The 26,070-nt window shown below is 52.1% G+C and carries 25 protein-coding genes; 14 read left to right on the top strand and 11 right to left on the bottom strand.

What is annotated here, in order from left to right; genetic code table 11:
• Window positions 1-3: 3 nt before the first annotated feature.
• Window positions 4-1,446, bottom strand: coding sequence for a pyruvate kinase (gene pyk / locus OGY10_RS13770; RefSeq protein ID WP_003034890.1), 1,443 nt, complete (start codon window positions 1,444-1,446; stop codon window positions 4-6).
• A gap of 119 nt (window positions 1,447-1,565) precedes the next feature.
• On the bottom strand, window positions 1,566-2,435 hold the full coding sequence (locus OGY10_RS13765) for a MurR/RpiR family transcriptional regulator (RefSeq protein ID WP_008785051.1): 870 nt from the start codon (window positions 2,433-2,435) through the stop codon (window positions 1,566-1,568).
• Between the two features lie 364 nt (window positions 2,436-2,799).
• Here OGY10_RS13765 and zwf point away from each other — a divergent pair, with 364 nt between their 5' ends.
• The 3 genes from zwf to kdgA all read left to right on the top strand — a co-directional run bounded on the left by zwf (window position 2,800) and on the right by kdgA (window position 6,996).
• Window positions 2,800-4,275, top strand: coding sequence for a glucose-6-phosphate dehydrogenase (gene zwf / locus OGY10_RS13760; RefSeq protein WP_003833817.1), 1,476 nt, complete (start codon window positions 2,800-2,802; stop codon window positions 4,273-4,275).
• 233 nt (window positions 4,276-4,508) lie between these two features.
• The gene (gene edd / locus OGY10_RS13755; protein ID WP_286576904.1) at window positions 4,509-6,320 is read left to right on the top strand and encodes a phosphogluconate dehydratase; all 1,812 of its coding nucleotides are present in this window, start codon (window positions 4,509-4,511) and stop codon (window positions 6,318-6,320) included.
• A 34-nt stretch (window positions 6,321-6,354) separates the two neighbouring features.
• Window positions 6,355-6,996: a bifunctional 4-hydroxy-2-oxoglutarate aldolase/2-dehydro-3-deoxy-phosphogluconate aldolase gene (gene kdgA, locus OGY10_RS13750; RefSeq protein ID WP_003034901.1), complete on the top strand. Its 642-nt coding sequence runs from the start codon at window positions 6,355-6,357 to the stop codon at window positions 6,994-6,996.
• Window positions 6,997-7,063: 67 nt separating this feature from the next.
• On the opposite strand, the gene purT is transcribed toward kdgA, so the two are convergent.
• Window positions 7,064-8,242 (bottom strand): formate-dependent phosphoribosylglycinamide formyltransferase, encoded by a 1,179-nt coding sequence (purT, locus tag OGY10_RS13745; RefSeq protein WP_100272272.1) that lies wholly within the window; start codon window positions 8,240-8,242, stop codon window positions 7,064-7,066.
• 132 nt (window positions 8,243-8,374) lie between these two features.
• Between purT and yebG the strand changes: the two genes are divergently transcribed.
• The 4 genes from yebG (at window position 8,375) to ptrB (ending at window position 12,035) form a co-directional block, all read left to right on the top strand.
• A complete protein-coding gene (gene yebG / locus OGY10_RS13740; RefSeq protein ID WP_032943780.1) occupies window positions 8,375-8,665 on the top strand; it encodes a DNA damage-inducible protein YebG in 291 nt (96 codons plus the stop codon).
• Window positions 8,666-8,786: 121 nt separating this feature from the next.
• Entirely contained in the window at window positions 8,787-9,140 is a 354-nt protein-coding gene (gene yebF / locus OGY10_RS13735) for a protein YebF (protein ID WP_020996626.1), read from the top strand.
• A gap of 94 nt (window positions 9,141-9,234) precedes the next feature.
• Entirely contained in the window at window positions 9,235-9,894 is a 660-nt protein-coding gene (locus tag OGY10_RS13730; protein WP_286576901.1) for a tellurite resistance TerB family protein, read from the top strand.
• 86 nt (window positions 9,895-9,980) lie between these two features.
• Complete coding sequence (ptrB, locus tag OGY10_RS13725; RefSeq protein WP_286576899.1) at window positions 9,981-12,035, top strand: oligopeptidase B; 2,055 nt, start codon at window positions 9,981-9,983, stop codon at window positions 12,033-12,035.
• On the opposite strand, the gene exoX is transcribed toward ptrB, so the two are convergent.
• The 3 genes from exoX to OGY10_RS13710 all read right to left on the bottom strand — a co-directional run bounded on the left by exoX (window position 12,026) and on the right by OGY10_RS13710 (window position 13,705).
• On the bottom strand, window positions 12,026-12,688 hold the full coding sequence (gene exoX, locus OGY10_RS13720; protein WP_003833802.1) for an exodeoxyribonuclease X: 663 nt from the start codon (window positions 12,686-12,688) through the stop codon (window positions 12,026-12,028). The genes ptrB and exoX overlap by 10 nt on opposite strands.
• Window positions 12,689-12,711: 23 nt before the next feature.
• Window positions 12,712-13,368 (bottom strand): carbon-nitrogen hydrolase family protein, encoded by a 657-nt coding sequence (locus tag OGY10_RS13715; RefSeq protein WP_008785043.1) that lies wholly within the window; start codon window positions 13,366-13,368, stop codon window positions 12,712-12,714.
• A 106-nt stretch (window positions 13,369-13,474) separates the two neighbouring features.
• A complete protein-coding gene (locus OGY10_RS13710; RefSeq protein ID WP_003034925.1) occupies window positions 13,475-13,705 on the bottom strand; it encodes a DNA polymerase III subunit theta in 231 nt (76 codons plus the stop codon).
• A 143-nt stretch (window positions 13,706-13,848) separates the two neighbouring features.
• Between OGY10_RS13710 and yobA the strand changes: the two genes are divergently transcribed.
• The 4 genes from yobA (at window position 13,849) to pphA (ending at window position 16,512) form a co-directional block, all read left to right on the top strand.
• A complete protein-coding gene (gene yobA / locus OGY10_RS13705; RefSeq protein WP_003833799.1) occupies window positions 13,849-14,223 on the top strand; it encodes a CopC domain-containing protein YobA in 375 nt (124 codons plus the stop codon).
• Between the two features lie 3 nt (window positions 14,224-14,226).
• Window positions 14,227-15,099 carry a copper homeostasis membrane protein CopD gene (gene copD, locus OGY10_RS13700; RefSeq protein ID WP_267458246.1) on the top strand — a complete coding sequence of 291 codons (873 nt, stop codon included), beginning with the start codon at window positions 14,227-14,229 and terminating at the stop codon, window positions 15,097-15,099.
• A gap of 20 nt (window positions 15,100-15,119) precedes the next feature.
• A complete protein-coding gene (locus OGY10_RS13695) occupies window positions 15,120-15,458 on the top strand; it encodes a YebY family protein (RefSeq protein ID WP_032943770.1) in 339 nt (112 codons plus the stop codon).
• A 412-nt stretch (window positions 15,459-15,870) separates the two neighbouring features.
• The gene (pphA, locus tag OGY10_RS13690; RefSeq protein WP_111465450.1) at window positions 15,871-16,512 is read left to right on the top strand and encodes a protein-serine/threonine phosphatase; all 642 of its coding nucleotides are present in this window, start codon (window positions 15,871-15,873) and stop codon (window positions 16,510-16,512) included.
• Here pphA and OGY10_RS13685 read toward each other — a convergent pair whose 3' ends face one another.
• From OGY10_RS13685 to yebS, 5 genes are all read right to left on the bottom strand, one after another.
• Window positions 16,513-16,704 carry a YdfD/YebW family protein gene (locus OGY10_RS13685; protein ID WP_003034941.1) on the bottom strand — a complete coding sequence of 64 codons (192 nt, stop codon included), beginning with the start codon at window positions 16,702-16,704 and terminating at the stop codon, window positions 16,513-16,515.
• Window positions 16,705-16,806: 102 nt separating this feature from the next.
• Entirely contained in the window at window positions 16,807-17,043 is a 237-nt protein-coding gene (locus OGY10_RS13680; protein ID WP_165612495.1) for a YebV family protein, read from the bottom strand.
• A 100-nt stretch (window positions 17,044-17,143) separates the two neighbouring features.
• Window positions 17,144-18,565 carry a 16S rRNA (cytosine(1407)-C(5))-methyltransferase RsmF gene (rsmF, locus tag OGY10_RS13675; protein ID WP_075551255.1) on the bottom strand — a complete coding sequence of 474 codons (1,422 nt, stop codon included), beginning with the start codon at window positions 18,563-18,565 and terminating at the stop codon, window positions 17,144-17,146.
• An 82-nt stretch (window positions 18,566-18,647) separates the two neighbouring features.
• Window positions 18,648-21,281, bottom strand: coding sequence for a PqiB family protein (locus OGY10_RS13670; protein WP_060683715.1), 2,634 nt, complete (start codon window positions 21,279-21,281; stop codon window positions 18,648-18,650).
• Window positions 21,250-22,533 carry a membrane integrity lipid transport subunit YebS gene (yebS, locus tag OGY10_RS13665; protein ID WP_286576895.1) on the bottom strand — a complete coding sequence of 428 codons (1,284 nt, stop codon included), beginning with the start codon at window positions 22,531-22,533 and terminating at the stop codon, window positions 21,250-21,252. The genes OGY10_RS13670 and yebS overlap by 32 nt, the downstream gene beginning before the upstream one ends.
• A 128-nt stretch (window positions 22,534-22,661) precedes the next feature.
• Here yebS and msrC point away from each other — a divergent pair, with 128 nt between their 5' ends.
• The 3 genes from msrC (at window position 22,662) to prc (ending at window position 26,010) form a co-directional block, all read left to right on the top strand.
• The gene (gene msrC, locus OGY10_RS13660) at window positions 22,662-23,159 is read left to right on the top strand and encodes a free L-methionine (R)-S-oxide reductase MsrC (protein WP_003833782.1); all 498 of its coding nucleotides are present in this window, start codon (window positions 22,662-22,664) and stop codon (window positions 23,157-23,159) included.
• A gap of 96 nt (window positions 23,160-23,255) precedes the next feature.
• Window positions 23,256-23,942: an RNA chaperone ProQ gene (gene proQ / locus OGY10_RS13655; RefSeq protein ID WP_003833781.1), complete on the top strand. Its 687-nt coding sequence runs from the start codon at window positions 23,256-23,258 to the stop codon at window positions 23,940-23,942.
• Window positions 23,943-23,961: 19 nt separating this feature from the next.
• Window positions 23,962-26,010 carry a carboxy terminal-processing peptidase gene (prc, locus tag OGY10_RS13650; RefSeq protein WP_048235216.1) on the top strand — a complete coding sequence of 683 codons (2,049 nt, stop codon included), beginning with the start codon at window positions 23,962-23,964 and terminating at the stop codon, window positions 26,008-26,010.
• The last annotated feature ends 60 nt before the right edge of the window (window positions 26,011-26,070 follow it).

The raw sequence follows: 26,070 nt of genomic DNA, 5'->3' as shown, positions 1-26,070 counted from the left end.
GTGTTACTCGACGGTCAGGATACGCGTGGTGTTAGTTGAGCCAATGGTGCTCATCACATCGCCCTGTGTCACAATCACCAGATCGCCGGAAACCAGATAGCCTTTATCGCGCAGCAGGTTCACTGCTTCATTGGCGGCAACGACGCCATCTGTTTCGCTGTCAAAGTGAACCGGGGTGACACCGCGATACAGAGAGGTCAGATTCAGCGTACGTTCATGACGAGACATCGCGAAAATTGGCAGACCGGAACTGATACGAGAAGTCATCAGCGCAGTACGACCGGACTCCGTCATAGCGATGATAGCGGTGACCCCTTTCAGGTGGTTAGCAGCGTACATCGCTGACATTGCAATCGCTTCTTCAACGTTATCAAACTGCACGTCAAGGCGGTGTTTAGAGACGTTGATGCTTGGGATCTTCTCTGCACCCAGGCAAACGCGCGCCATTGCCGCGACGGTTTCCGCCGGGTACTGACCTGCTGCTGTTTCGGCAGAGAGCATCACGGCATCGGTGCCGTCGAGGACGGCGTTAGCCACATCCATCACTTCAGCACGAGTCGGCATTGGGTTGGTGATCATCGACTCCATCATCTGTGTGGCGGTGATGACCGCACGGTTCAGCTGACGCGCACGGCGAATCAACGCTTTCTGAATACCTACCAGCTCAGGGTCACCGATTTCAACACCCAGGTCGCCACGGGCTACCATCACTACGTCAGAAGCCAGGATGATGTCATCCATCGCATTCTGGTCGCAGACGGCTTCTGCACGTTCTACCTTGGCGACAATTTTCGCATCGCAACCGGCGTCGCGCGCCAGACGGCGGGCATAGTTTAGATCTTCGCCGCAGCGCGGGAAGGAGACAGCCAAATAGTCAACGCTGATTTGCGCTGCGGTAATGATGTCGGCTTTGTCTTTTTCGGTGAGGGCTTCAGCAGAGAGACCGCCGCCCAGTTTGTTGATGCCCTTGTTATTGGACAGCGGGCCACCGACAGTGACTTCGGTGAAGACTTTCATGCCCTGAACTTCCAGCACTTTAAGCTGTACGCGACCGTCGTCGAGCAGCAGGATGTCGCCAGGCACGACGTCTGCAGGCAGTCCCTTATAATCAATGCCGACTTTTTCTTTGTCGCCTTCGCCTTTACCGAGGTTGGCGTCTAACAGGAACTTGTCGCCAACATTAAGAAAAACTTTACCTTCTTTAAAGGTAGATACGCGGATTTTAGGTCCCTGCAGGTCACCCAAAATAGCTACATGACGTCCCAGTTTTGCGGCAATTTCACGGACCTTATCCGCCCGCAGTTTGTGATCTTCTGGAGAGCCGTGGGAAAAGTTCATACGTACGACGTTCGCACCCGCGGCGATAATCTTCTCAAGGTTGTTATCGCGGTCGGTTGCCGGGCCTAACGTGGTAACGATTTTGGTTCTGCGAAGCCTTCTGGACATGTAATACTCCGTTGACTGAAACAACTAGGTGTTGCGTGAACATTAATCCGGCCGTTCTCAAATATTAACGGTAAAATGAACGACCCGGATGATAAAAGGGTAGAACATTGTTATTGCTTTTAGCGGTCATCACTCTTGATGAGTAATTCTTTATCAAAACGCGATTCCTTGAGCGCTTCCTTGACACGCTTCAAGTTATCTCTAAATTTTGCCCCTCGGCGCAAAGTAAATCCTGTAGCCAGCACATCTATCACGGTCAGTTGAGCAAGTCGAGAGACCATGGGCATATAAATGTCAGTATCTTCCGGTACATCGAGGGTAATAGCCAGCGTGGCTTCACGCGCCAGTGGCGTGCCGGGAGAGGTGAGGGCGATAACCATAGCGTCGTTTTCCCTTGCTAACTGCGCCAGTTCAACCAGACTTTTGGTTCTTCCAGTATGAGAAATAAGCACAATGACGTCGTCGTCGCTACAATTCATACAACTCATACGTTGCAGGACAATGTCGTCGGAATAGATTACCGGTACGTTAAAGCGGAAAAATTTGTTCATCGCGTCGTGCGCGACCGCGGCGGAAGAACCTAAACCAAAGAAGGCGATTTTCTTTGCCTGGGTTAACAAATCTACCGCCCGGTTTACCGCCGCGTTATCCAGCGACTGACGAACGTGGTCAAGGCTTGCCATCGCCGATTCGAAGATTTTCCCCGTATAAGATTCTACGCTGTCATCCTCATCCACATTGCGATTAACATAAGGGGTACCATTTGCCAGACTTTGTGCCAGATGCAGTTTAAAATCAGGGAAGCCACGCGTATCCATGCTACGACAGAAACGGTTCACCGTCGGTTCGCTGACGTTGGCTTCTACAGCAAGCGCAGCGATGCTTGAGTGAATTGCCTGCTCGGGAGAGGCAAGAATAATGTCGGCGACTTTACGCTCTGACTTGCTCAAATGTTCCAGTTTTAACTGGATTTTTTCCAGCATATTCATGATGTAGGTAGACTCATGGGTCATGGGCAAAAACGATTTCAACGATAAGGGGAAATCGAGTGGTAACTCTGGTAGATAGTACCCCTGCTAGTGCAGCAACGGGGCAAAATGGACAAAATAGTTGTTGTTTTTTTTCATTACATGATCGGAGTCGGATTTTCATACTTCTTCATGGGTACGAAAAAGACGACTTTTTTATCCATTTTGATGGGTTATACGCCAATAAAGCGGCTGTTCGCGGTAACAGCACGGCTGGATAAGCGTTTACGGTTTCCGGATTCACGTAAAAGCAGTACAGTGCACTGTAATAAAATTACAACCAGTGTCTGGCAAAAGCACCAGGCACTTAATTGAGGAGAATGACATGGCGGTAACGCAAACAGCCCAGGCATGTGATCTGGTCATTTTCGGCGCGAAGGGCGACCTGGCGCGACGGAAATTGCTGCCTTCCCTGTATCAACTGGAAAAGGCCGGCCAGATTAACCCGGATACCCGCATTATTGGGGTTGGGCGTGCCGACTGGGACAAAGCAGCCTATACCAAGGTTGTGCGCGAAGCGCTCGAAACCTTCATGAAAGAAAAAATTGATGAAAGTTTGTGGGAAACCCTCAGCGGTCGTCTTGAGTTTTGTAACCTGGACGTCAACGACACCGCCGCGTTTAAGCGTCTGGGCAAAATGCTGGATCAAAAATCGCGTACCACCATCAACTATTTCGCAATGCCGCCGAGCACCTTTGGCGCGATCTGCAAAGGTCTGGGTGAAGCAAAGCTGAATGCTAAGCCTGCCCGCGTGGTGATGGAAAAACCGCTGGGTACATCACTGGCAACATCCCGTGAAATCAACGATCAGGTTGGCGAGTATTTCGAAGAGTGCCAGGTTTACCGCATCGACCACTATCTCGGCAAAGAGACGGTACTGAACCTGTTGGCACTGCGTTTTGCCAACTCCCTGTTTGTGAATAACTGGGATAACCGCACTATCGACCACGTAGAAATTACCGTGGCGGAAGAAGTGGGCATTGAAGGGCGCTGGGGCTACTTTGACCAGGCCGGTCAAATGCGCGACATGATCCAGAACCACCTGCTGCAGATCCTGTGCATGATCGCGATGTCTCCGCCGTCCGATCTGAGCGCCGACAGCATCCGTGATGAAAAAGTGAAAGTACTGAAATCACTGCGTCGCATCGATCGTTCGAACGTACGTGAAAAGACAGTTCGTGGTCAGTACACCGCCGGTTTTGCCCAGGGCAAAAAAGTTCCGGGATACCTGGAAGAAGAAGGCGCGAACAAGAGCAGCAACACGGAAACGTTTGTGGCGATCCGTGTGGATATCGATAACTGGCGCTGGGCGGGCGTACCGTTCTACCTGCGTACCGGTAAGCGTTTACCGACCAAGTGCTCTGAAGTGGTGGTTTACTTCAAAACGCCTGAGCTGAACCTGTTCAGAGAATCCTGGCAGGACCTGCCGCAGAACAAGCTGACTATCCGTTTGCAGCCTGATGAAGGTGTCGATATCCAGGTACTGAACAAAGTGCCGGGACTGGATCACAAGCATAACCTGCAAATTACCAAACTTGACCTGAGCTACTCCGAAACCTTCAACCAAACGCATCTGGCCGACGCTTATGAGCGCCTGCTGCTTGAAACTATGCGCGGCATTCAGGCGCTGTTTGTGCGTCGAGATGAAGTTGAAGAAGCATGGAAGTGGGTCGATTCTATTACCGAAGCCTGGGCAATGGACAACGACGCACCGAAGCCGTATCAGGCCGGCACCTGGGGACCGGTTGCCTCTGTGGCCATGATTACCCGTGATGGTCGTTCATGGAACGAATTCGAGTAAAATATCATCTAGCCCATAGGTGTTATTTTACCGGTAACATGATCTAACACAGATTGTAGAATAATTTTTGCACTTTTAAGCTCCGCGTGGATTCACCCGCGGGGCTTTTTTTATTACACTGCCTGAAACGATTTTGCCCCTGAGCTACGGCTAACAAGCGATTCAGCTGCTTTTAACCCAACTGAAACACATTGTTGATCCAACGCTCTGACAGATAAATTTTAGGAGCCTCTATGAATCCGAATTTGTTACGCGTAACAAAACGAATTGTCGAACGTTCTCGCGACACGCGTTCCGCCTACCTTGCCCGTATTGAACAAGCGAAATCGACTACCGTTCATCGTTCACAACTGGCGTGCGGTAACCTGGCGCATGGTTTTGCTGCCTGCCAGCCGGATGACAAGGCCTCGCTGAAAAGCATGCTGCGTAACAATATCGCGATCATTACCTCCTATAACGACATGCTTTCCGCGCATCAGCCGTACGAACATTATCCGGACATCATTCGTAAAGCGCTGCATGAAGCCAATGCGGTAGGCCAAGTCGCTGGCGGTGTTCCTGCGATGTGCGACGGTGTGACCCAGGGACAGGATGGGATGGAGCTTTCGTTGCTGAGTCGCGAAGTGATTGCGATGTCGGCTGCTGTCGGCCTCTCACACAATATGTTCGACGGCGCATTATTCCTTGGCGTGTGCGACAAAATTGTCCCGGGTCTGGTGATGGCGGCACTGTCATTTGGTCATCTGCCTTCGATCTTTATTCCCTCCGGCCCGATGGCGAGTGGTCTGGCGAACAAAGAAAAAGTGCGTATCCGTCAGCTGTATGCTGAAGGCAAAGTCGATCGCATGGCGCTGCTTGAATCCGAAGCGGCGTCTTATCACGCACCGGGGACCTGTACGTTCTATGGCACGGCAAACACCAACCAAATGGTGGTGGAGTTTATGGGGATGCAACTGCCAGGGTCCTCATTCGTACACCCGGATGCCCCGCTGCGCGAAGCGTTGACCGCCGCGGCTGCTCGTCAGGTAACGCGTCTGACCGGCAACGGCAATGAATGGATGCCGATCGGTAAAATGATCGATGAAAAAGTAGTGGTGAACGGTATTGTCGCGCTGCTGGCGACCGGGGGGTCAACCAACCATACAATGCACCTGGTTGCGATGGCGCGCGCAGCCGGGATTATGATTAACTGGGACGACTTCTCCGATCTGTCCGATATCGTGCCGTTGATGGCGCGTCTGTATCCGAATGGTCCGGCAGATATTAACCACTTCCAGGCAGCGGGTGGCGTGCCGGTGTTAATGCGCGAACTGCTGAACGCGGGTCTGCTGCATGAAGATGTGAACACCGTTGCCGGGTTTGGTTTGTCGCGTTACACCATGGAACCCTGGCTCAACGATGGTGAGCTGGACTGGCGCGAAGGGGCAGCGAAGTCTCTGGACAGCAATGTGATTGCTACCATCGATAAGCCATTCTCCCACCACGGCGGTACCAAAGTGCTGAGCGGTAACCTCGGGCGTGCTGTGATGAAAACGTCGGCGGTTCCGGTAGAAAATCAGGTAATTGAAGCGCCCGCGGTTGTTTTTGAAAGTCAGCATGATGTATTGCCGGCCTTCGATGCGGGACTGCTCGACCGTGATTGCGTAGTCGTTGTGCGCCATCAGGGACCAAAAGCAAACGGAATGCCAGAATTACATAAACTCATGCCGCCACTTGGTGTATTATTGGACCGTTGTTTCAAAATTGCGTTAGTTACCGATGGACGACTTTCAGGTGCTTCAGGTAAAGTGCCTTCAGCAATCCATGTAACCCCAGAAGCCTACGATGGCGGGCTGCTGGCAAAAGTACGCGATGGCGACATCATTCGTGTGAATGGACAGACAGGTGAATTGACGCTGCTGGTTGATGAAGAGGAACTTGCTTCTCGTCAGCCTCACATTCCTGACCTCAGCGCATCGCGCGTGGGCACAGGCCGTGAAATGTTCAGCGCGTTGCGTGAAAAGCTGTCCGGTGCGGAACAGGGCGCAACCTGTATCACTTTTTAAGACTTATTTTGTAATCAGGCGAGAGAAAACTCTGATGAAAAACTGGAAGACAAGTGCAGAAGCAATCCTGACCACTGGCCCGGTTGTACCGGTTATCGTGGTTAATAAACTGGAACACGCAGTGCCGATGGCAAAAGCGCTGGTTGCAGGCGGCGTGCGCGTTCTGGAAGTGACCTTACGTACCGCATGTGCGATGGATGCCATTCGCGCGATCGCAAAAGAAGTTCCGGACGCTATCGTTGGCGCAGGTACTGTACTGAATCCGCAACAGCTGGCTGAAGTGACCGAAGCCGGTGCGCAGTTTGCTATCAGCCCGGGCCTGACCGAGCCGCTGCTGAAAGCCGCAACGGAAGGCACTATTCCGCTGATCCCTGGTATCAGCACCGTGTCTGAACTGATGCTGGGTATGGACTACGGTTTGAAAGAGTTCAAATTCTTCCCTGCTGAAGCAAATGGTGGTACCAAAGCGCTGCAGGCAATTGCGGGTCCGTTCTCTCAAGTGCGTTTCTGCCCAACCGGCGGTATCTCTCCGGCGAACTACCGTGACTACCTGGCACTGAAAAGCGTGCTGTGCATCGGTGGTTCCTGGCTGGTTCCGGCGGATGCGCTGGAAGCGGGTGATTACGATCGTATTACCAAGCTGGCTCGTGAAGCAGTAGAAGGCGCGAAGCAGTAAGCCGTTAATGCGTAAACCGTAGGTCGGATACGGCATCAATGCTTTATCCGGCCTACGGGTCTGGTTTTTATCCTGCGACTTTCACCTGTGCGGCTGCGTCTTTCGCGCGTATCACCGCATCTTCAATGCTCTGTGCTGTGGCCAGCACAACGCCCAGACGACGGCTCCCGTCGATTTCCGGCTTACCAAAGAAACGCACTTGCATACCCGCACCTACAGCGGCTTGCACGTTATCAAACGTGATATTCTGGCTGGTAAGTTGCGGCAGAATAACGGCGGAAGCAGAAGGTCCATACTGGCGGATTTCGCCAACGGGCAGACCGAGAAATGCACGTACGTGCAGGGCAAACTCAGACAGATCCTGCGAAATTAAGGTCACCATACCCGTGTCGTGAGGGCGAGGGGAGACTTCGCTGAAAATCACCTCATCACCGCAGACAAACAGCTCCACGCCAAACAGTCCGTGACCGCCCAGCGCCAGTACCACCTTGCGGGCAATCTCCTGCGCGCGCGCCAGCGCCAGGTCACTCATCTGCTGCGGCTGCCAGGACTCGCGATAATCGCCATCTTCCTGGCGATGACCTACCGGCGCGCAGAAATGCACACCATCAACGGCGCTGACGGTTAGCAGGGTGATTTCAAAATCAAAATTCACTACGCCTTCGACGATAACGCGTCCGGCGCCTGCCCGGCCTCCCTGTTGAGCATAGTTCCACGCCTCGGTGAGCTGATCGGCTGAACGGATAAAGCTCTGCCCCTTCCCGGAGGAACTCATTACCGGCTTCACAATGCAGGGGTAGCCGATTTCGGCGACGGCCTCACGAAAGCGGGCTTCGCTGTCAGCAAAGCGGTAAGAAGAGGTCGGCAAAGACAATTCTTCGGCGGCGAGGCGACGGATTCCTTCCCTGTTCATGGTCAGTTGCGTCGCCCTAGCACACGGCACGACGCGTTGGCCTTCCTGTTCCAGTGTTACCAGCATATCTGTGGCAATCGCCTCTATTTCGGGCACGATATAATCTGGTTTTTCACGCTCCACGAGCTGGCGTAATGCATCGCCATCCAGCATGTTGATTACGTATGAACGATGGGCAACATGCATAGCTGGCGCGTCGGGGTAACGATCCACGGCAATGACTTCCACACCCAGGCGTTGGCATTCAATCGCCACTTCTTTACCCAGTTCACCTGAACCTAATAACATCACTCGCGTTGCTGCGGGACGCAGCGCTGTGCCTAATAACGTCATAAATTAATCCCCTGTTTTATCTGGGCGCAGTATATACGAAAACGTTTGCGTCTGTCTTTATTACCAGGTTGATTTCAGGGCTTAAAAAGAATATACTGTACATAAATACAGGTAATTTAAGAGGCTGCAAAAATGGCGGTTGAAGTTAAATACGTAGTCATTCGGGAAGGTGAGGAAAAAATGTCGTTTACCAGCAAAAAGGAAGCCGATGCGTATGACAAAATGCTGGATACAGCAGATCTGCTCGACACATGGCTGGAGCAATCGCCGGTAGCGCTCGAAGATGAGCAGCGTGAAGCGCTTTCCCTGTGGCTGGCTGAGCAAAAAGATGTGCTGAGCGCCATTCTGAAAAACGGCAAGCTGCCTTCGCCACAGGCTGTCGAAAACGATGCACATACTGAGGATGATACTCAGGCTGCCTGAAACGACTTGCGCTCCTGACGTTTTGTACCATGCTTTTCCCTGAATCATTGTGCAATCCCTGACGTAATTTCACGTTGCCGCAGGCAACCTGAAGGATGAAGGGGAGATTAAGGAGAAAAGAATGTATAAAAAAAGAGCGTTATTGAGCCTGCTGTTATTGTCTGCCAGCGTATCGGTATTTGCGGCAAATATGGAAAGTAAGAATGTTCAGTTCCCCAAGTGCGAAGGACTGGATGCTGACGGTATTGCGGCAAGCGTGAAACGTGACTATCAGCAAAATCGCATCGCGCGCTGGGCTGACGATCAAAAACTCGTCGGGCAAGCCGACCCTGTCGCCTGGGTCAACACGCCCGATATTACGGGCAAAGACGGGAAATGGTCAGTTCCCCTGACGGTTCGCGGTAAAAGCGCGGATATTCACTATCAGGTAAAAGTCGACTGCAAAGCCGGAACGGCGGAATATCAGCCGCAGTAACTCAGGTATTTGCACATCTTTTGATGACCTGAACACTTCCTGACATCCCCTCGGGTACGCTTTGATGATTATTCGTCTGTACTTGAGGGGCAAAATGGCTAATTGGCTGAATCAACTACAATCTCTTCTTGGGCAAAAAGGATCCTCCACGTCATCTTCTGGCGAGCAAGGGCTGAGTAAACTTCTGGTTCCAGGCGCGTTAGGCGGTCTGGCAGGATTACTGGTTGCCAACAAATCTTCACGTAAATTACTGAGTAAATACGGCACCAGCGCGCTTCTGGTGGGCGGCGGCGCGGTTGCCGGTACCGTATTATGGAACAAATACAAAGATAAAGTTCGCGCTGCGCATCAGGATGAGCCGCAGTTCGGCGTACAAAGCTCACCGCAGGATGAGCGAACCGAGCGTCTGATCCTGGCGCTGGTTTTTGCGGCGAAAAGCGACGGTCATATTGATGCTAAAGAACGAGCGGCCATTGAGCAGCAGCTTCGTGAAGCGGGCGTGGAAGAGCAGGGCCGCGTTCTGATTGAAAGAGCCATTGAACAACCGTTAGATCCCCAGCGCCTGGCGCAAGGGATCCGCAACGAAGAAGAAGCGCTAGAAATTTACTTCCTGAGCTGTGCGGCGATTGATATCGACCACTTTATGGAGCGTAGCTATCTCAATGCGCTGGGCGATGCGTTGAAGATCCCGCAGGATGTTCGTGAAGGCATTGAACAGGATCTCAAAGAACAAAAACAGGCTTTACCGGGTTAATTACTTACCGCTAAGGCGCATGTTTCGCTTGCATCATTGCTGTCTTTTGCCACCCTTATAGGATGTTTAAGCAAAAGAACAATGACATGCTACCAAAAGCTTCTCGTATTCCCCACGCCATGACGCAGCATGGCGATACTCGTGTTGATAATTATTACTGGCTGCGAGATGACAGCCGCTCGCAGCCAGAAGTGCTGGATTATCTGCAACAAGAAAATGCGTATGGCCGCCAGGTTATGGCCTCGCAGCAGGCTTTGCAGGATCGCGTCCTGAAAGAAATTATCGACCGTATCCCGCCTCAGGATGCTTCCGCCCCCTATGTGAAGAATGGTTATCGCTACCGGCATATTTATGAACCGGGGTGCGAATATGCTATTTATCAGCGTCAGTCTGCTTTCAATGAAGAATGGGATGATTGGGATACTCTGTTGGATGGGAACCAGCGCGCGGCACACAGCGAGTTTTATACGCTGGGAGGACTGGCGATATCTCCGGATAACACCATCATGGCGCTGGCGGAAGATTATCTCTCTCGCCGGCAATATGGCGTGCGTTTTCGCAACCTGCAAAGCGGCAACTGGTATCCGGAAGTGCTGGAAAACGTCGAAGCGGATCTGGTCTGGGCGAATGATTCTCAGACTTTCTATTACGTGCGCAAGCACGAAACAACGTTATTGCCGTATCAGGTGTGGCGACATACGATCGGCTCGCCATCGTCACTGGATGAGCTGGTGTATGAAGAAGCCGATGATATGTTTTATGTCAGCCTGCATAAAACCACCTCGCTACACTATGTGGTTATTCATATCGCCAGCGCGACCACCAGTGAGGTTTTACTGCTTGACGCAGAACTGGCGGATGCCGAACCGTTGGTCTTTTTAGCGCGACGCAAAGACCATGAATACAGTCTCGATCACTATCAACACAATTTTTATCTGCGCTCCAACCGTCAGGGGAAAAATTTCGGCCTGTATCGTACCCGCGTTCGTGATGAGCAAGCCTGGGAGACGCTGATCCCTGCGCGCGACAACGTGATGCTGGAGGGCTTTACGCTATTCACTGACTGGCTGGTGGTAGAAGAGCGTCAGCGGGGCTTAACCAGCCTACGACAGATTAATCGTAAAACGCGCGAAGTGGTCGGGATCGCCTTTGACGATCCGGCTTATGTGACCTGGCTTGCCTATAATCCAGAGCCGGAGACATCGCGCCTGTGCTATGGCTATTCCTCCATGACTACCCCGGACACGTTGTTTGAACTGGATATGGACACCGGGGAACGTCGTGTGCTTAAGCAGACGGAGGTCCCCGGATTTGATGCAGCGAATTACCGTAGCGAACACCTATGGATAACCGCGCGTGATGGCACCGAGGTTCCGGTTTCGCTGGTTTATCATCAAAAGTATTTCCTGAAAGGAAAAAATCCGTTACTCGTTTATGGCTATGGCTCATATGGCGCCAGCATGGACGCCGATTTCAGCAGCAGCCGTTTGAGCTTACTGGATCGCGGCTTTGTTTATGCTATTGCGCATGTGCGTGGTGGTGGTGAATTAGGACAACAGTGGTACGAGGACGGTAAGTTTCTGCACAAGAAAAATACTTTTAATGATTACCTCGACGTCTGTGATGCGTTGCTAAAAAGGGGCTATGGCGCGCCTGAGTTATGTTATGGCATGGGCGGAAGCGCCGGAGGCATGTTAATGGGCGTCGCCATTAATGAGCGCCCGGAACGCTTCCATGGTGTTATTGCTCAGGTGCCATTTGTCGATGTGGTAACCACAATGCTCGATGAATCAATTCCCCTGACGACCGGTGAGTTTGAAGAGTGGGGGAATCCGCAGGACGAAGAGTATTACACCTATATGAAAAGCTACAGCCCGTATGACAATGTAACCGCGCAGGCATACCCACATCTGCTGGTCACGACGGGATTACACGATTCCCAGGTGCAATACTGGGAGCCAGCAAAATGGGTGGCAAAACTGCGTGAGCTGAAAACGGACGATCGTTTGCTGCTACTTTGCACGGATATGGATTCCGGACACGGCGGTAAATCCGGGCGTTTTAAATCTTACGAAGGCGTGGCCCTTGAGTACGCTTTTTTGATTGGACTGGCGCAGGGAACGCTGCCTGCTCAGGCGTGATCCAAATAGTGTTTTAGCGTTAATCGCAGTTCCGGGCTCATATTGTCAAGGTTATTAAATAACCAGCGCAGATAGCCCGGATCCCGTTCAGCTACTTCTGATACAGGTTTTCCGCGGTACTTACCAAAAGTGAAAGTAGTGAGTAACGCGGGACGGCCGGTAATATCGACCATTTGATCGGCTGTCCAGCCTGACGTCTGCATGATGTCGATCAGCAGTGCCGCAGTGATGTAGCAATCGTACAGGGCGCGGTGATGGTGGAGACCCGCTGGCGTCTGGACGCTCAGCTTGCGCGATTTATACAGCGCCATGTTGCTGTATTTGATCCCCGGCCACAACCGACGGGAGAGCTTCATGGTGCAAATCCATTCCCCGGGCATATCGGGCAATACGCGGCGGTCAAAGCTGGCATTGTGCGCAACGTACCACTCGCTGCCGTAATACTGCGGGATGACGTCTTCAATCCATGGCTTATCGGCCACCATTGCTTCAGTAATGCGATGGATAGCCATCGCCTGTGGGCTGATGGGGCGGTCAGGGCGTACCAGGTGGCTCATGGGGTTGACTATTTTTCCGTCAACCACGTCGACAGAAGCAATTTCAACAATGCCTCCCTGTAGACCACAGGTTTCTGTATCTATTATGCGCAACATGCCATGCTCCTGACCCAAAACGACTAGCGTAATGGAATGATATCACCTTGCCAACCCCGTGGCGTGCGTTGGCCGGTTAACAGCAACGAACCGCTGTCTGCGCGAACAATCAATCGACCTCGTTCATCCCATAACGCACTGCTACCCCGCGCATTGGCCATTAATACCGCGATGGCGAATTTATGTGAGAAACTTTGTAGACGAGATGTAGAGGAGAGCAGTTCCGGTTCACTGACTGACTGGCAGCTGGTGAACAGCGAATAAGCCGGGTCGATATCAATGCCTTCCGGTTGGCTATCTACAACGCTGATGGCATTTCGCTGTCTGGCAATACAAGCCCCGTGGCTCTGATGGAAGGTTAATGGCGAAGTCATCCAGGGAGAGAAAAGCGCAATGCCTTTCACGAACCGGTTGTTATGTTCTACCGGTAGTCCCGCAATTATCGTCATGCGATAAGTCGCGGCGGCATGTGCGAGAGGTTCTAACAGCGCTTCATCGGGTGGGGCTGGAAGCGCGTCATTCTCATCAACACAACCCAGCAATGAGAGGGAAGGGAAGACCAGCAATTCACATTGGCATTGAGCTGCCGCATGAATGAATTGCAGGTGATGCGCGACATGTTCGGTAACTGAGGTGTGAAGAGGTTCGTATTGTGCTGCTGCGATTTTCCAGTATGACATAATGATTTCCTTTTCATAGTGTCTACAACCATCCTTAATGTGTGGATTAAGAATATGCTTATACTGTAGCAGGCGTCATGTAAGGAATCGTAACGTAATATAAGTTTTATTTAACTTTAGGCTCGTATGGTAAACGTGAAAGCGAAACGGATGCCAGGCGGTGCGCAATGAGTCTTTCGCGGAACCAGTCGCGTAAATGCTCTGGCTGTTCGCGTTCAACAACTTCTGCAACAACGGGCATATTGTATCGCTCCTTAAATGCCACTCCAGCCGCAGCCAGATCGACATTGACCTTATCCATTTCCGCTTGCTCAAGTTTGGCCAGATTGATGTTCATGGGCTTCTCCTTTTCTCTGTCTTTCGGCGCGCAAAGTTACTAAGAGTGTGCGTTAATGGCAAGACAGAAATGATGATTCTCGACTCGACCATTGTAGAAGGTTATTCTCTACAGGTTAGACATAACAAAAAGGAATAGTTGAAATGGCTTCATCTGCATCTATGCTTCGCAACGCGCTCATCGTACTCGCCAGCGTTCTGGCAACACCTGCGGCATTGGCGCATGCCCACCTCACAAAACAAAGTCCGGCGGCTAACGCTGAAGTGGCGGCATCTCCTCAGGCGTTGACGCTGAATTTTTCTGAAGGCGTAGAGCCGGGATTCAGCGGTGCAACGCTGACCGGTCCTAACAAAGAACAGATCAAAACGGGCAAGGCATCGCGCAGTGAGCAGGACAAAACGCAGCTGATTGTTCCGCTTGATCAAACGCTTGAAGCAGGAAAATATACGGTCGACTGGCACGTTGTCTCCGTGGATGGTCACAAGACGAAGGGGCAATATACCTTTAGCGTGAAATAACCAATGCTGGCATTTACCTGGGTTGCGCTACGGTTTATCCATTTTACCGCTTTGATGCTGGTGTTTGGCTGTGCGCTTTACGGCGCATGGCTGGCCCCCGTTTCGGTTCGTCGTTTAATGATGCGTCGTTTTTTACGTCTGCAAAGGCATGCTGCAACGTGGAGCTTTATCAGCGCGACGCTGATGCTGGCGATTCAGGGTGGGTTAATGGGCTCAGGCTGGCGGGATGTTGTCTCTACTGATGTTTGGCTCGCCGTGTTGCAAACGCAATTTGGCGGCGTCTGGTTATGGCAGATTATCCTCGCGTTGGTCACGCTGGTGGTGACCATCATGGTGCCGCGTAGCATGCCGCGACTGCTGTTAATGCTGACAATTGCGCAGTTTATTTTGCTGGCTGGCGTCGGACATGCGACGCTGCACAGCGGTATCCCTGGCGCAATCCAGCAGGTTAACCACGCCTTACATTTGGTATGCGCTGCCGCCTGGTTCGGCGGTTTGCTGCCCGTACTTTACTGTATGCGAATGGCGCAAGGTCGCTGGCGGAAACAGGCCATCAGTACCATGATGCGCTTCTCACGCTATGGGCATCTTTTCGTTATCGGTGTTTTATTAACCGGTATTATGAATGCGCTGTTTATTGTCGGTTTTTCTGTTCCCTGGCACATGGCTTACGGGCGACTGCTTTTGTTAAAAGGTGCCCTGGTCATGTTAATGGTGGCGATTGCGCTGGTGAATCGGTATGTTCTGGTACCACGCATGCGGCAGGATAACCGTGGCATGACTCTCTATTTTATTTGGATGACCAAGCTGGAATGGGGTATAGGAGCCGTTGTGCTGGCGATTGTCAGCTTGTTTGCAACCCTTGAACCTTTCTGATTGATGGACTGGCGAAACGCATGAAAAAAATCATTATCTCTTTATTACTCCTGGCAAGCTCCGGAGCCGCGCTGGCTGCGCCGCAGGTCATTACCGTCAGCCGTTTTGAGGTTGGCAAAGATAAGTGGGCGTTTAATCGGGAAGAGGTGATGCTGACCTGCCGTCCAGGTAACGCGCTGTATGTCATCAATCCCAGTACGCTGGTGCAATACCCGTTGAATGATGTCGCCAGACAGCAGGTGGAGAGCGGAAAAGTCACGGCAAAGCCGATCGAGATTATCCAGATCGATGATCCGGCGAAACCGGGCGAAAAAATGAGCCTGGCACCGTTTGTAGAGCGTGCAGAAAAGCTCTGCTAATTGTCAGATGTAGCGCTCTGATTTCCAATAAAAAACCGCAAGCATCTCGCAGGAGAACTTGCGGTTTTTGCGTTTGGATGCGTAACAAACGTCCTTTTTTTCCGGCCACTTTAGTCGCGGACTGGAAAACCTGGCGCTGTCATCTATTCTTAAATGGCAGGGTAACTTAGCCTGCATTAATGCCAACTTTTAGCGCACGGCTCTCTCCCAAGAGCCATTTCCCTGGACCGAATACAGGAATCGTATTCGGTCTCTTTTTATGTGGCGAATGCGATGCCATCCAGGGCAAAACACGGCGTATCGCATGCTGCATTCTCCATAAACCATACCATACTCCTGCCCACGATCGTCCAGGCTTTTTTGCCATCATTGCTAAAATTATAACCAGGTACCCTTGTATTCTGGAGGCGACATGGGACGACCTGGCAATATCTATCAACGAATCGACGGTACGCAGTGGCGTCACGTCTGGGTGGTTGGGGATATCCACGGATGCTTCTCGATGCTGATGGCTAAACTTCGCCAGTACCGTTTTGATCCCTGGCAGGATTTGCTGGTTTCAGTGGGGGATGTTATCGACCGTGGACCAGACAGTTTGCGTTGTCTGAAACTACTGCGTAAACGCTGGATTGTCGCGGTCAGGGGGAACCATGAACAGATGGCGCTGGACGCGCTGGCGACGGGGGATCAATTCATGTGGTTTATGAATGGAGGCTCGTGGTTCGAGCAGGCGGAGCAACCGGCAGCGAAATTTGCTCTTGAAGCGTGTTGGCAGTTACCCTGGATTCTGGAGCTGCATTGTCAGAACGGTATACACGTTATTGCTCATGCCGATTACCCGGATGATGATTATCAGTGGCTAAAAGAGATCGATTTACAGCGCGTGCTGTGGGACCGCTCGAGGCTGATGCGCAACGGTTGTGGGATTCACGGCGCGGATCACTTCTGGTTTGGTCACACGCCGTTGCGCCATCGGCTGGATCGCGAGAATCTACACTATATTGATACCGGTGCTGTATTCGGCGGCGAGTTAACGCTGGTACAACTGCAATAATCAAAAATCGCTGTATTCCTGGGCCGGATGCCAGAAACTGTCGATGTAGTCGTCCGCAGGTAAACATCCGCCGTTACGAATACGTTGATCGTCCATCGATATCAGGCACTGCTGCTCAGTTTTGTAGACATCAACCACGATATCTTCACAACCGCCATCCAGATAGCACACAAAAAGAACCAGCGTGAACATTCCATCCTCAAATGGTAAAGCCATACCTGTAGTGTAGAAGATGTTGATAGATGAGGGAAATTAACCAAGAAATAACCCGTCTGGCGACGGGTTCTTTTTGAATCAGGCAAGGCGCATGATCCAGGCATCTGACTTACGATCGTAGTGTTCGCGAAATAGTACTGAATGTTCTCCGTTCAACAGGGCCGGGACGCTGGTTTCGGCATCCCAGGCATCCAGTTGCATACATAAATCCGGATCGGATTTACACGGAATGGTTAACGTTCGGTCCCCCGGCGATTCGCCATGTAACTCGGCGTCGTCGATTTCAAAAGCGCCAATGCGCACACTGGTTTTCATCATCGTGCTCTCCGTTAATTTGCTGGTTGTGGTACGACCAGTTAGGGCGTCCATTTTTCAGCGTAGTCAACGTTAGCAAAAGCGCCAGTAAAAACGTGCGTTATCCCGTAAAGAGTTTGCCATCCCGGACAAGATCGCGCGGGTAGCTATTCTTCAGTCGCGATCCAATGCGTTTTGCCAGACCGATCGGCTGATGCTGGAACGTAACCAGTACGTCATCAGTCGTCGGTGCGGTTTGCGGGTAAACATCTCTACCGCGATACCACTCTTCCGCTTCGGCAAGGGTCAGTTCGAATGCATGGCTGTGGTTCGGGTCGGCGAGGGCGATAACGGCCTCATGCTGCCAGCGATACCCTTTATTGTGGGTTTCGGCCAGTTTGATCCCAAGTCGAGAAAAGCGAACCTTGCCAATCAGAGGTTCAATTTCAGTTGGGAACAGCCAGATCTCTTTATCGCGCTGCCACAGGCGCAAATTATCTTCCCACTGCAGTCCACAAGCGCTCGCGGCTTGCGTGACAAGCGCAGACTCGCGCCCTTTAAGCGGGCTAAACGGGAAGTTACCGACTTTGTACTTCGGCGCAGGTAGTGCAGGGATTGCAGCTATTTTGCGCAAACGCGCAACGAAGAAACCTTCGCAATCGTAAATCTGCGGGAATACATGCAGGAATCCTTCCGGCGTCAGGGCGCGTTCGGCCTGCGGAAATAAATCGCCCAGAGGTAAAAACTCGACGGCATCAGGGTAGGTCTCAATCAACCACTGCATGATATTTTCATTTTCGTCACGATTAAGCGTACAGGTCGAGTAAACCAATGTGCCACCGGGACGCAGGGCGTGGAAGGCGCTGTCGAGCAGTTCGCGCTGGGTTGCGGCAATTTCCAGATTACTTTCTACGGACCAGTTTTTTAGCGCATCGGGGTCTTTACGCACCACGCCTTCACCGGAACACGGTGCGTCGAGCAATATGGCATCAAATGATTCCGGCAACGCAGCGCCAAATACGCGTCCGTCAAAATGGGTCAGGGCGACGTTGGCTATCCCGCAACGGCTGATATTGGCATGCAGGACTTTGACGCGACTGGCAGAAAACTCATTCGCCAGAATGGCGCCTCGATTATTCATTTTTGCGGCAATTTGCGTGGTTTTGGAGCCGGGGGCTGCCGCAACATCCATTACGCGTTCCGGGGTATTGCCTTCGGCGAACAGTGCTGCGACTGGCAGCATTGAACTGGCTTCCTGAATATAAAACAGGCCGCTTAAATGTTCTGCGGTGCTGCCGAGCGGCACTGACTCTTCATCATCACGCTCAATCCAAAAGCCTTCAGCACACCAGGGAACCGGAGTGAGAGACCAGTTGTAAGGTGCTGTCAGCGCGAGGAAATCGGCAACGGAGATTTTCAGCGTATTGACGCGAATGCTGCGGCGCAACGGGCGCTGACAGGCAGCGAGAAATTCATCGAATGAGAGCGTGGAAGGCATTGCTTCACGCATTTGAGTCAGAAAGGCGTCGGGAAAATAAGCCACTTGGTACCACCGGCAAAAAAACAGGTGCGCAGTGTAGCATAACTGCTCCGGCGTACGTACTCGCGCCGGAGCAGTGGATACATTAACGTGGCAGGGCGGTTCCCCATTCACGCCACTCTTTCGGTTCGCTTTCCAGCAACAGGAAGTGTTTACCTGCCTGTGCTTTCGGAGCCAGCGGTGTACCCGGTGGAGTCGCGAAGGCGATGCCGCCGCGGATGAACTGATTGAAGGTACCGGTCTTCACGACACCGCCGGTCAGGCCGAAGTCGAGATTGTAGCCGGATGCCAGCCAGAACACGGAGTTGTTGCGTACCAGATGCTGATAGCGTTGGCTAATGCGCATGGCAACCATCACACGATCGGAAAGCGAGCCCAGCGTCAGCCCGGTGACAGTCCCAACTTCGATACCTCTGAACAAAACCGGGGTTCCGATATTCAGCGAACCTGCTTCTGGTGCTTCAACCACAATACTCAGACCATCGAGGTAACGAGAGTCGGTAATGGTGGCTTCCTGCAGTTCAAAATCACGGCGCGGATTACCGCGTCCTGGTTCAACGTTGATATACGGCTGCAGGATTGTATCCAGATGCTCCACGCCCGCCGCCGAAATTTGCGGGGTGATTACGGAGAAACGGGTACCGCTTCGCGCAAAGGTTTGTACGTATTCCGGGTACAGAACCGCTTTTGCCTGAACTTCGTTACGGGCGGTGATCAGCTCAAGCGTCTGGATCTGTCCGATATCGATTCCCAGGTAGCGAATTGGCATGCCAGCAGCGAGTTTACCGGCATCGAACGCATGCAGCGTTATCTGGCCGCCGACCGCACGCGCGGCGGTTTCCGAAGCATACAGAATACGCTTGTCGCCTTTACGTTGACTGGCGCTGGCACCGCTTAAATTATCGAAGCTAATCGCCCCTTTAAGCGCGCGTGAAAGGGGAGATGCCTGTACGGTTAATCCGCTGCCGTTAAGCTGAACTTTTGCTCCGCCTTCGGCCCAGAACACGCTGTTGCTGGTCAACAGGTTGCGATATTCCGGTTTGATATGCAGATCGATATCAAATGCATCGGCGCGAGGACGAACGCTAATCACTTCACCGACCTCGAATTTGCGGTAAAGCACCACCGAGCCGGCCTGCACATCAGGCAGCGTTTCGGCGCTCAGGCTGACCGTGGTGGTTGGCAGATCGCTCAGACTGTTTTCAATGGCTTTCTCCAGGTTAGCGTAAAGCGGGTAGCTTTTTTTCATTTCACCCTTAGTACCGGGCAAAATACGAATGCCGCCGCTGAGCCACTCACTGGCGCTTGCGCCAAGGAACTCCACGCCATCAAGTCCGACTTTGACATCCACGCGGCTGTTCACCACGAACTTACTGTCACCCTGCACCAGGTCACGATGCTGTGGTTCAACAGCAACGGTAAATGAGACGCCTTTGCTGGAAAGCGTACGCTCAATCACCTGACCGACCTGTACGCCGTGAAGAATTAGCGGCTGGCCAGCATCAATACCGTAACTCTCCGGCGCGGTCAGCGTAAACGTCATGACGCCTGGGTCGTGTAACAACGACTTCTCAGCGGGGATAACGACAAACTGGTTACGCGGCTCGCCTTCGCCAGGTACCAGCTCGAAAGTTTTACCTGTCAGCAGCGAACTGAGATTCACATCGCTTAACGATAATTTAGGGCTGTGTAACTCAATGCGTGTGTTGTCACGCAGCAGCGTTACGACGCTGGGATCGACCGTCATTTCGCCGGTGACTTTACCGCCTGGGTTTAAATCCAGTTTTGTGAGCTGACCGACTTCTAATCCTTGATACATCAGCGATGTTGAGCCTGCTTTGAGTCCATCTCCGCTGGGTAAATCAAGCTTGACGATTACTCCACGCTGGCTGTGCGCGAGATCCTGATATAGACCAAACGTGTCGTCTGCCGCAGCAGGTTTTGAGTCTTCGGGTGAATCAAAAGCAATGGCACCGTTGACCAGCGCCGCCAGACTCTCCAGTTTTACCTTCGCACCGCTAAGGCTGACATCCGCATTTACACCGGAGACGTTCCAGAAGCGGCTGCCTTTTTTCACCAGATTGGTGAAGCGACGTTCAATCAATACATCGATGGTTACGCCCTGATTGTTCGGGTTGATGGTGTAGTCATAGACCCTGCCCACCGGAATCTTACGGAAATAAACCAGTGAACCGCTATTAAGCGATCCGAGATCAGGGGCGCGCAGATGCAGCATTAAATCGCCATTATCCAGACGATACTTGGGCTGGGTGTCGAGGGCGACGAAATGATCCTCGGCCTCGCCAGTACCGGGCATCATGCCGATATAGTTGCCGCCAACCAACGCATCCAGACCAGAAACCCCAGCCAGCGACGCCTTCGGCGTGACCAGCCAGAACTGGGTATCTTTGCGCAGAGCATCTTTCATGCTCGATTTGATGCTGACGCGGACTTCAATTTTGCGCAGATCTTTGCTGAGGTTGATATCCTGCACCGTGCCCACTTCAACGCCCTGATAACGAACGGGAGTACGGCCTGGCACAATGCCGTCCGCAGACATAAAGTCAATGGTCACGGTATTGCCGCGATCTTCATAGCTTCCCCAGATAAGCCATCCTGCGATCATCAGCGCGATGAACGGCAGCAGCCAGAACGGGGAGATACGGCGTTTTGTTTTAATCTGCGCTTCAGTCTGCGAAGCGGGCGTTTCCTGACTCATGTGCATCCCAAAGTAAGCGGCTGTCCAGCCATTCCACAGCAAGAATAGTCAATATTACCGCTGCGCCGAAATAAAACGCAGCCGGTCCCATAGTAAAAGCAAGTATCTGATCGCGATTTATCAGCGACATGGTTAACGCGATAACAAAGAGATCCAGCATCGACCAGCGGCCAATCCAGGTCACCATACGCAGTAGTTTTATACGGGTGCGCAACCCTTGTTCACAATTAAAGTGGATGCTGAATAGCAACGTAAACATCACAATCACTTTGGTGAATGGCACTAATATACTGGCGATAAACACGATCGCCGCTACGCCGACATTACTGTTTGCCAAAGACATTATGCCTGACAGGATTGTGTCTTCCTGTCGGCCGCCGTTGACATAAATTATCGAGATGGGCAGCAGGTTAGCGGGCAAAAGCAGGACAATCGAGGCCAGCAGTGCCGCCCAACACTTTTGGATACTTTGATTTCTGCGCCAGCGCAACGGGATATGGCAGCGAGGGCAGCGACCGCGGGCGTCCGGATAACCTGTAAAATGGCAGCCGAGGCAGACGCGGAGCTTATCATCGGGCCGACGAGCCGGTCTTTGCGGGTAGAAACGGTCCCAAAGCTGCTCAACGTTAAGGTGCGACAGCGTCAAAATACTCAGGATCACCAGCGCAATAAAAGCAAACAGCCCCACGCCAGGCTGCAAAAAAGCATAGTCCTGAACCTTGATTGATGCGACGCCGATACCCACCAGGTAAATATCGAGCATCACCCACTCTTTGAGCCTTTCCAGCATCAGCAGCACCGGGCGCAGGTTCATCCCGAGAATATTACCAAACCACAGATAAGCGATTGAGGTCACGAGAATTAGTGGCGCACCAGCGACGCAAAAAAGCACGAAGGAGGCGGTGAGGGGATCACCTTGTCGGGTCATTTGCCAGATGCCTTGCATCACATTGGCATCAATGCGCACACCTAATAAATAGATGTGCAGGAGTGGCTCTCCCCAGGCAAAGGGCATCAGCAGCAACATGGTGAAAGCCATTGCCGCCAGTCGCGTTAACGACCAGTCGCGTCCGTCACGAATTTTTGCCTGGCAGCGTGGGCAAAAGGCACTTTGGTGCGAACACATTTTAGGCAAGCTAAATATCAGGTCACATTCAGGGCAGCGATGATAATGTGCACGAGGTAGTGCCTCACCGATGGACCTGATGGCTATTTTTTTAGTTGGCGTGATGCGTGGTGTCGTTAAGGCCATGTATCGCGAATCAAATTGTTGAAGTAATGTTATCTTAACTCATGACGGGAATGATCTTGAGCATTAACGCATTTAATGTTTATTTTAGTAGGCTGCAGTTTTAAGTAAGACAACTAAGTGATTATATAATGAACAAAATAGAGCTATACACGGATCTGAACCGTGATTTTCAGGCATTGATGGCAGGTGAAACCAGTTTTCTGGCAACGCTGGCGAATACCAGCGCATTGTTGTACGAGCGTCTTGCAGAAGTGAATTGGGCCGGTTTTTACCTGCTTGAGGACGATACGCTGGTGCTTGGTCCCTTCCAGGGCAAAATTGCCTGCGTGCGGATCCCGGTAGGGCGCGGTGTGTGCGGTACCGCAGTGGCGCAGAACCAGGTTCAGCGTATTGAGGACGTACATGCTTTTGATGGGCACATCGCCTGTGATGCCGCTAGCAACGCTGAAATCGTCCTGCCGATTGCTGTCGACAATCAGATAATCGGCGTGCTGGATATTGATAGCACGGCATTTGGCCGCTTTACTGAAGAAGATGAACAAGGTCTGCGTACGCTTGTGGCACAGCTTGAAACCGTGCTTGCAACGACGGATTACAAAAAATTCTTTGCGCGCGTCGCAGGATAATCAACGGATAACGTAGCAATTACTGATGACGTCATTATAATGTCGCCTGTTCATGCCTGCGCTTGTTGGCTACGTCCGTTGTAATCAGGAAATTTCATGGAAAATCAACCTAAGTTGAATAGCAGTAAAGAAGTCATCGCGTTTCTGGCCGAACGCTTCCCGCAGTGTTTTAGTGCGGAAGGCGAAGCGCGCCCACTGAAAATTGGCATTTTTCAGGATCTGGTAGAGCGTGTTGAGGGTGAAATGAACCTCAGCAAGACGCAGCTCCGTTCTGCCTTACGTCTCTATACTTCAAGCTGGCGCTATCTGTATGGCGTTAAATTGGGCGCAACGCGTGTTGATCTCGACGGCAACCCTTGTGGTGAGCTGGATGAACAACATGTTGAACATGCTCGCAAACAGCTGGAAGAAGCTAAAGCCCGTGTTCAGGCGCAACGCGCAGAGCAACAGGCGAAAAAACGCGAAGCGGCCGCTGCTGCCGGTGAAAAAGAAGACGCCCCGCGTCGCGAGCGTAAGCCGCGTCCTGCACCGCGTCGTAAAGAAGGTGCTGAGCGTAAACCTCGCGCTGAAAAACCAGCAGCAAAAGCACCGCGTGCTCCTCGCGAAGAACAGCATACCCCGGTATCTGATATTTCAGTACTGACGGTAGGGCAGTCTCTGAAGGTGAAAGCAGGAAATAATGCGATGGATGCCACCGTATTAGAAATCACCAAAGATGGCGTCCGTGTACAGCTGAATTCGGGTATGTCTTTGATTGTACGCGCAGAACACCTGGTGTTCTGAAACGGAGGCCAGGCCTGGCATGAACACTTTTTTTAGGCTTACTGCGTTAGCTGGTCTGCTTGCATTAGCAGGCCAGGCACTTGCTGTGGAAGACATCACGCGTGCCGATCAAATCCCCGTTTTAAAGGAAGAAACCCAGCATGCGACGGTAAGCGAACGTGTGACGTCGCGTTTTACGCGATCACACTATCGCCAGTTCGATCTGGATCAGGCGTTTTCGGCAAAAATTTTTGACCGCTATTTGAATTTGCTCGACTACAGCCACAACGTGCTGCTGGCTAGCGATATCGAACAGTATGCAAAAAAGAAAACGGTCCTCGGCGATGAACTGCGCACCGGCAAGCTGGATGTCTTTTACGATCTCTATAATCTGGCGCAAAAACGCCGATTTGAACGTTATCAGTACGCATTAAGCGTACTGGCACGTCCAATGGATTTCACCGGTAACGACACCTTTAACCTCGACCGAAGTAAAGCGCCGTGGCCGAAGAGCGAAGCAGAGCTTAATGCGCTGTGGGACGGCAAGGTTAAATTTGACGAACTCAGCCTGAAGCTGACCGGTAAAACCGATGCGGAAATCCGCGAAACGCTGACGCGCCGTTACAAATTTGCGATTCGCCGTCTGGCGCAGACCAACAGCGAAGATGTGTTCTCACTGGCGATGACAGCGTTCGCCCGTGAAATCGACCCGCATACTAACTATCTCTCTCCGCGCAATACCGAGCAGTTCAATACTGAAATGAGCTTGTCTTTGGAAGGTATTGGCGCGGTTCTGCAGATGGATGATGACTACACCGTCATTAACTCCATGGTGGCAGGTGGTCCGGCAGCCAAGAGCAAAGCGATCAGCGTTGGCGATCGTATTGTCGGCGTCGGGCAGACGGGCAAGGGCATGGTCGATGTGATTGGCTGGCGTCTGGATGATGTCGTAGCACTGATCAAAGGACCTAAAGGCAGCAAGGTGCGCCTTGAAATTCTGCCTGCCGGTAAAGGTACCAAGACGCGCACCGTGACGCTAACGCGTGAACGTATCCGTCTCGAAGACCGTGCCGTTAAAATGTCCGTGAAAACCGTTGGCAAAGAAAAAGTCGGCGTACTGGATATTCCTGGTTTCTATGTTGGCCTGACTGATGATGTCAAAGTCCAGCTGCAGAAACTGGAAAAACAGAACGTCAGCAGCATCATCATCGATCTGCGTACCAACGGCGGTGGAGCGCTGACCGAAGCGGTTTCGCTTTCCGGTCTGTTCATTCCTTCCGGCCCGGTGGTTCAGGTTCGTGACAATAACGGTAAAGTGCGTGAAGACAGCGATACCGACGGCGTTGTGTACTACAAAGGCCCGCTGGTGGTATTGGTCGATCGCTTCAGCGCCTCAGCATCAGAGATTTTCGCTGCGGCAATGCAGGATTATGGCCGAGCGCTGATCGTTGGTGAACCAACCTTCGGCAAAGGCACCGTCCAGCAGTATCGCTCTCTGAACCGTATTTACGATCAGATGCTGCGTCCGGAATGGCCAGCGCTGGGTTCTGTTCAGTACACGATCCAGAAATTCTACCGCGTAAACGGTGGCAGCACGCAGCGTAAGGGTGTTACGCCGGATATCATCATGCCGACAGGTAATGAAGAAACTGAAACCGGCGAGAAGTTTGAAGATAACGCGCTGCCGTGGGACAGCATTGATGCTGCGACCTACACCAAGTCAGATAATCTGACGCCGTTCGGACCTGAATTGCTGAAAGAGCACAATGCACGTATTGCGAACGATCCTGAGTTCCAGTACATCATGAAGGACATTGCGCGTTTCAATGCGATGAAGGATAAGCGCAACATCGCTTCTCTGAATTACGCTCAGCGTGAAAAAGAGAACAACGAAGATGACGCAATGCGTCTGGCGCGTATTAACGATCGGTTCAAGCGTGAAGGCAAACCGCTGCTGAAGAAACTGGACGATCTACCGAAGGATTACCAGGAACCGGATCCGTACCTGGATGAAACGGTAAAAATCGCGCTCGACCTGGCGCATCTTGAAAAAGAAAAGCCAGCGGAACAACCTGCAACCAGTCAATAACCTCGAACAGGCACAAGAAATTGTGCCTGTTTTTTTAACAAGTGCATGAGGACGTCAGTC

Origin of the sequence: Citrobacter sp. Cpo148 (assembly GCF_030332375.1) — a bacterium.
Taxonomy (GTDB): Bacteria; Pseudomonadota; Gammaproteobacteria; order Enterobacterales; family Enterobacteriaceae; genus Citrobacter; species Citrobacter portucalensis.
Note: the sequence above shows the minus strand (reverse complement) of the source record. Positions and strands in the feature narration are given on the sequence as shown.

Coding starts and splice junctions, on each gene's coding strand:
- pyk (WP_003034890.1), bottom strand. CDS start 1,446: ATGTCCAGAAGGCTTCGCAGAACCAAAATCGTTACCACGTTAGGCCCG.
- OGY10_RS13765 (WP_008785051.1), bottom strand. CDS start 2,435: ATGAATATGCTGGAAAAAATCCAGTTAAAACTGGAACATTTGAGCAAG.
- zwf (WP_003833817.1), top strand. CDS start 2,800: ATGGCGGTAACGCAAACAGCCCAGGCATGTGATCTGGTCATTTTCGGC.
- edd (WP_286576904.1), top strand. CDS start 4,509: ATGAATCCGAATTTGTTACGCGTAACAAAACGAATTGTCGAACGTTCT.
- kdgA (WP_003034901.1), top strand. CDS start 6,355: ATGAAAAACTGGAAGACAAGTGCAGAAGCAATCCTGACCACTGGCCCG.
- purT (WP_100272272.1), bottom strand. CDS start 8,242: ATGACGTTATTAGGCACAGCGCTGCGTCCCGCAGCAACGCGAGTGATG.
- yebG (WP_032943780.1), top strand. CDS start 8,375: ATGGCGGTTGAAGTTAAATACGTAGTCATTCGGGAAGGTGAGGAAAAA.
- yebF (WP_020996626.1), top strand. CDS start 8,787: ATGTATAAAAAAAGAGCGTTATTGAGCCTGCTGTTATTGTCTGCCAGC.
- OGY10_RS13730 (WP_286576901.1), top strand. CDS start 9,235: ATGGCTAATTGGCTGAATCAACTACAATCTCTTCTTGGGCAAAAAGGA.
- ptrB (WP_286576899.1), top strand. CDS start 9,981: ATGCTACCAAAAGCTTCTCGTATTCCCCACGCCATGACGCAGCATGGC.
- exoX (WP_003833802.1), bottom strand. CDS start 12,688: ATGTTGCGCATAATAGATACAGAAACCTGTGGTCTACAGGGAGGCATT.
- OGY10_RS13715 (WP_008785043.1), bottom strand. CDS start 13,368: ATGTCATACTGGAAAATCGCAGCAGCACAATACGAACCTCTTCACACC.
- OGY10_RS13710 (WP_003034925.1), bottom strand. CDS start 13,705: ATGAACATCAATCTGGCCAAACTTGAGCAAGCGGAAATGGATAAGGTC.
- yobA (WP_003833799.1), top strand. CDS start 13,849: ATGGCTTCATCTGCATCTATGCTTCGCAACGCGCTCATCGTACTCGCC.
- copD (WP_267458246.1), top strand. CDS start 14,227: ATGCTGGCATTTACCTGGGTTGCGCTACGGTTTATCCATTTTACCGCT.
- OGY10_RS13695 (WP_032943770.1), top strand. CDS start 15,120: ATGAAAAAAATCATTATCTCTTTATTACTCCTGGCAAGCTCCGGAGCC.
- pphA (WP_111465450.1), top strand. CDS start 15,871: ATGGGACGACCTGGCAATATCTATCAACGAATCGACGGTACGCAGTGG.
- OGY10_RS13685 (WP_003034941.1), bottom strand. CDS start 16,704: ATGTTCACGCTGGTTCTTTTTGTGTGCTATCTGGATGGCGGTTGTGAA.
- OGY10_RS13680 (WP_165612495.1), bottom strand. CDS start 17,043: ATGAAAACCAGTGTGCGCATTGGCGCTTTTGAAATCGACGACGCCGAG.
- OGY10_RS13670 (WP_060683715.1), bottom strand. CDS start 21,281: ATGAGTCAGGAAACGCCCGCTTCGCAGACTGAAGCGCAGATTAAAACA.
- yebS (WP_286576895.1), bottom strand. CDS start 22,533: ATGGCCTTAACGACACCACGCATCACGCCAACTAAAAAAATAGCCATC.
- msrC (WP_003833782.1), top strand. CDS start 22,662: ATGAACAAAATAGAGCTATACACGGATCTGAACCGTGATTTTCAGGCA.
- proQ (WP_003833781.1), top strand. CDS start 23,256: ATGGAAAATCAACCTAAGTTGAATAGCAGTAAAGAAGTCATCGCGTTT.
- prc (WP_048235216.1), top strand. CDS start 23,962: ATGAACACTTTTTTTAGGCTTACTGCGTTAGCTGGTCTGCTTGCATTA.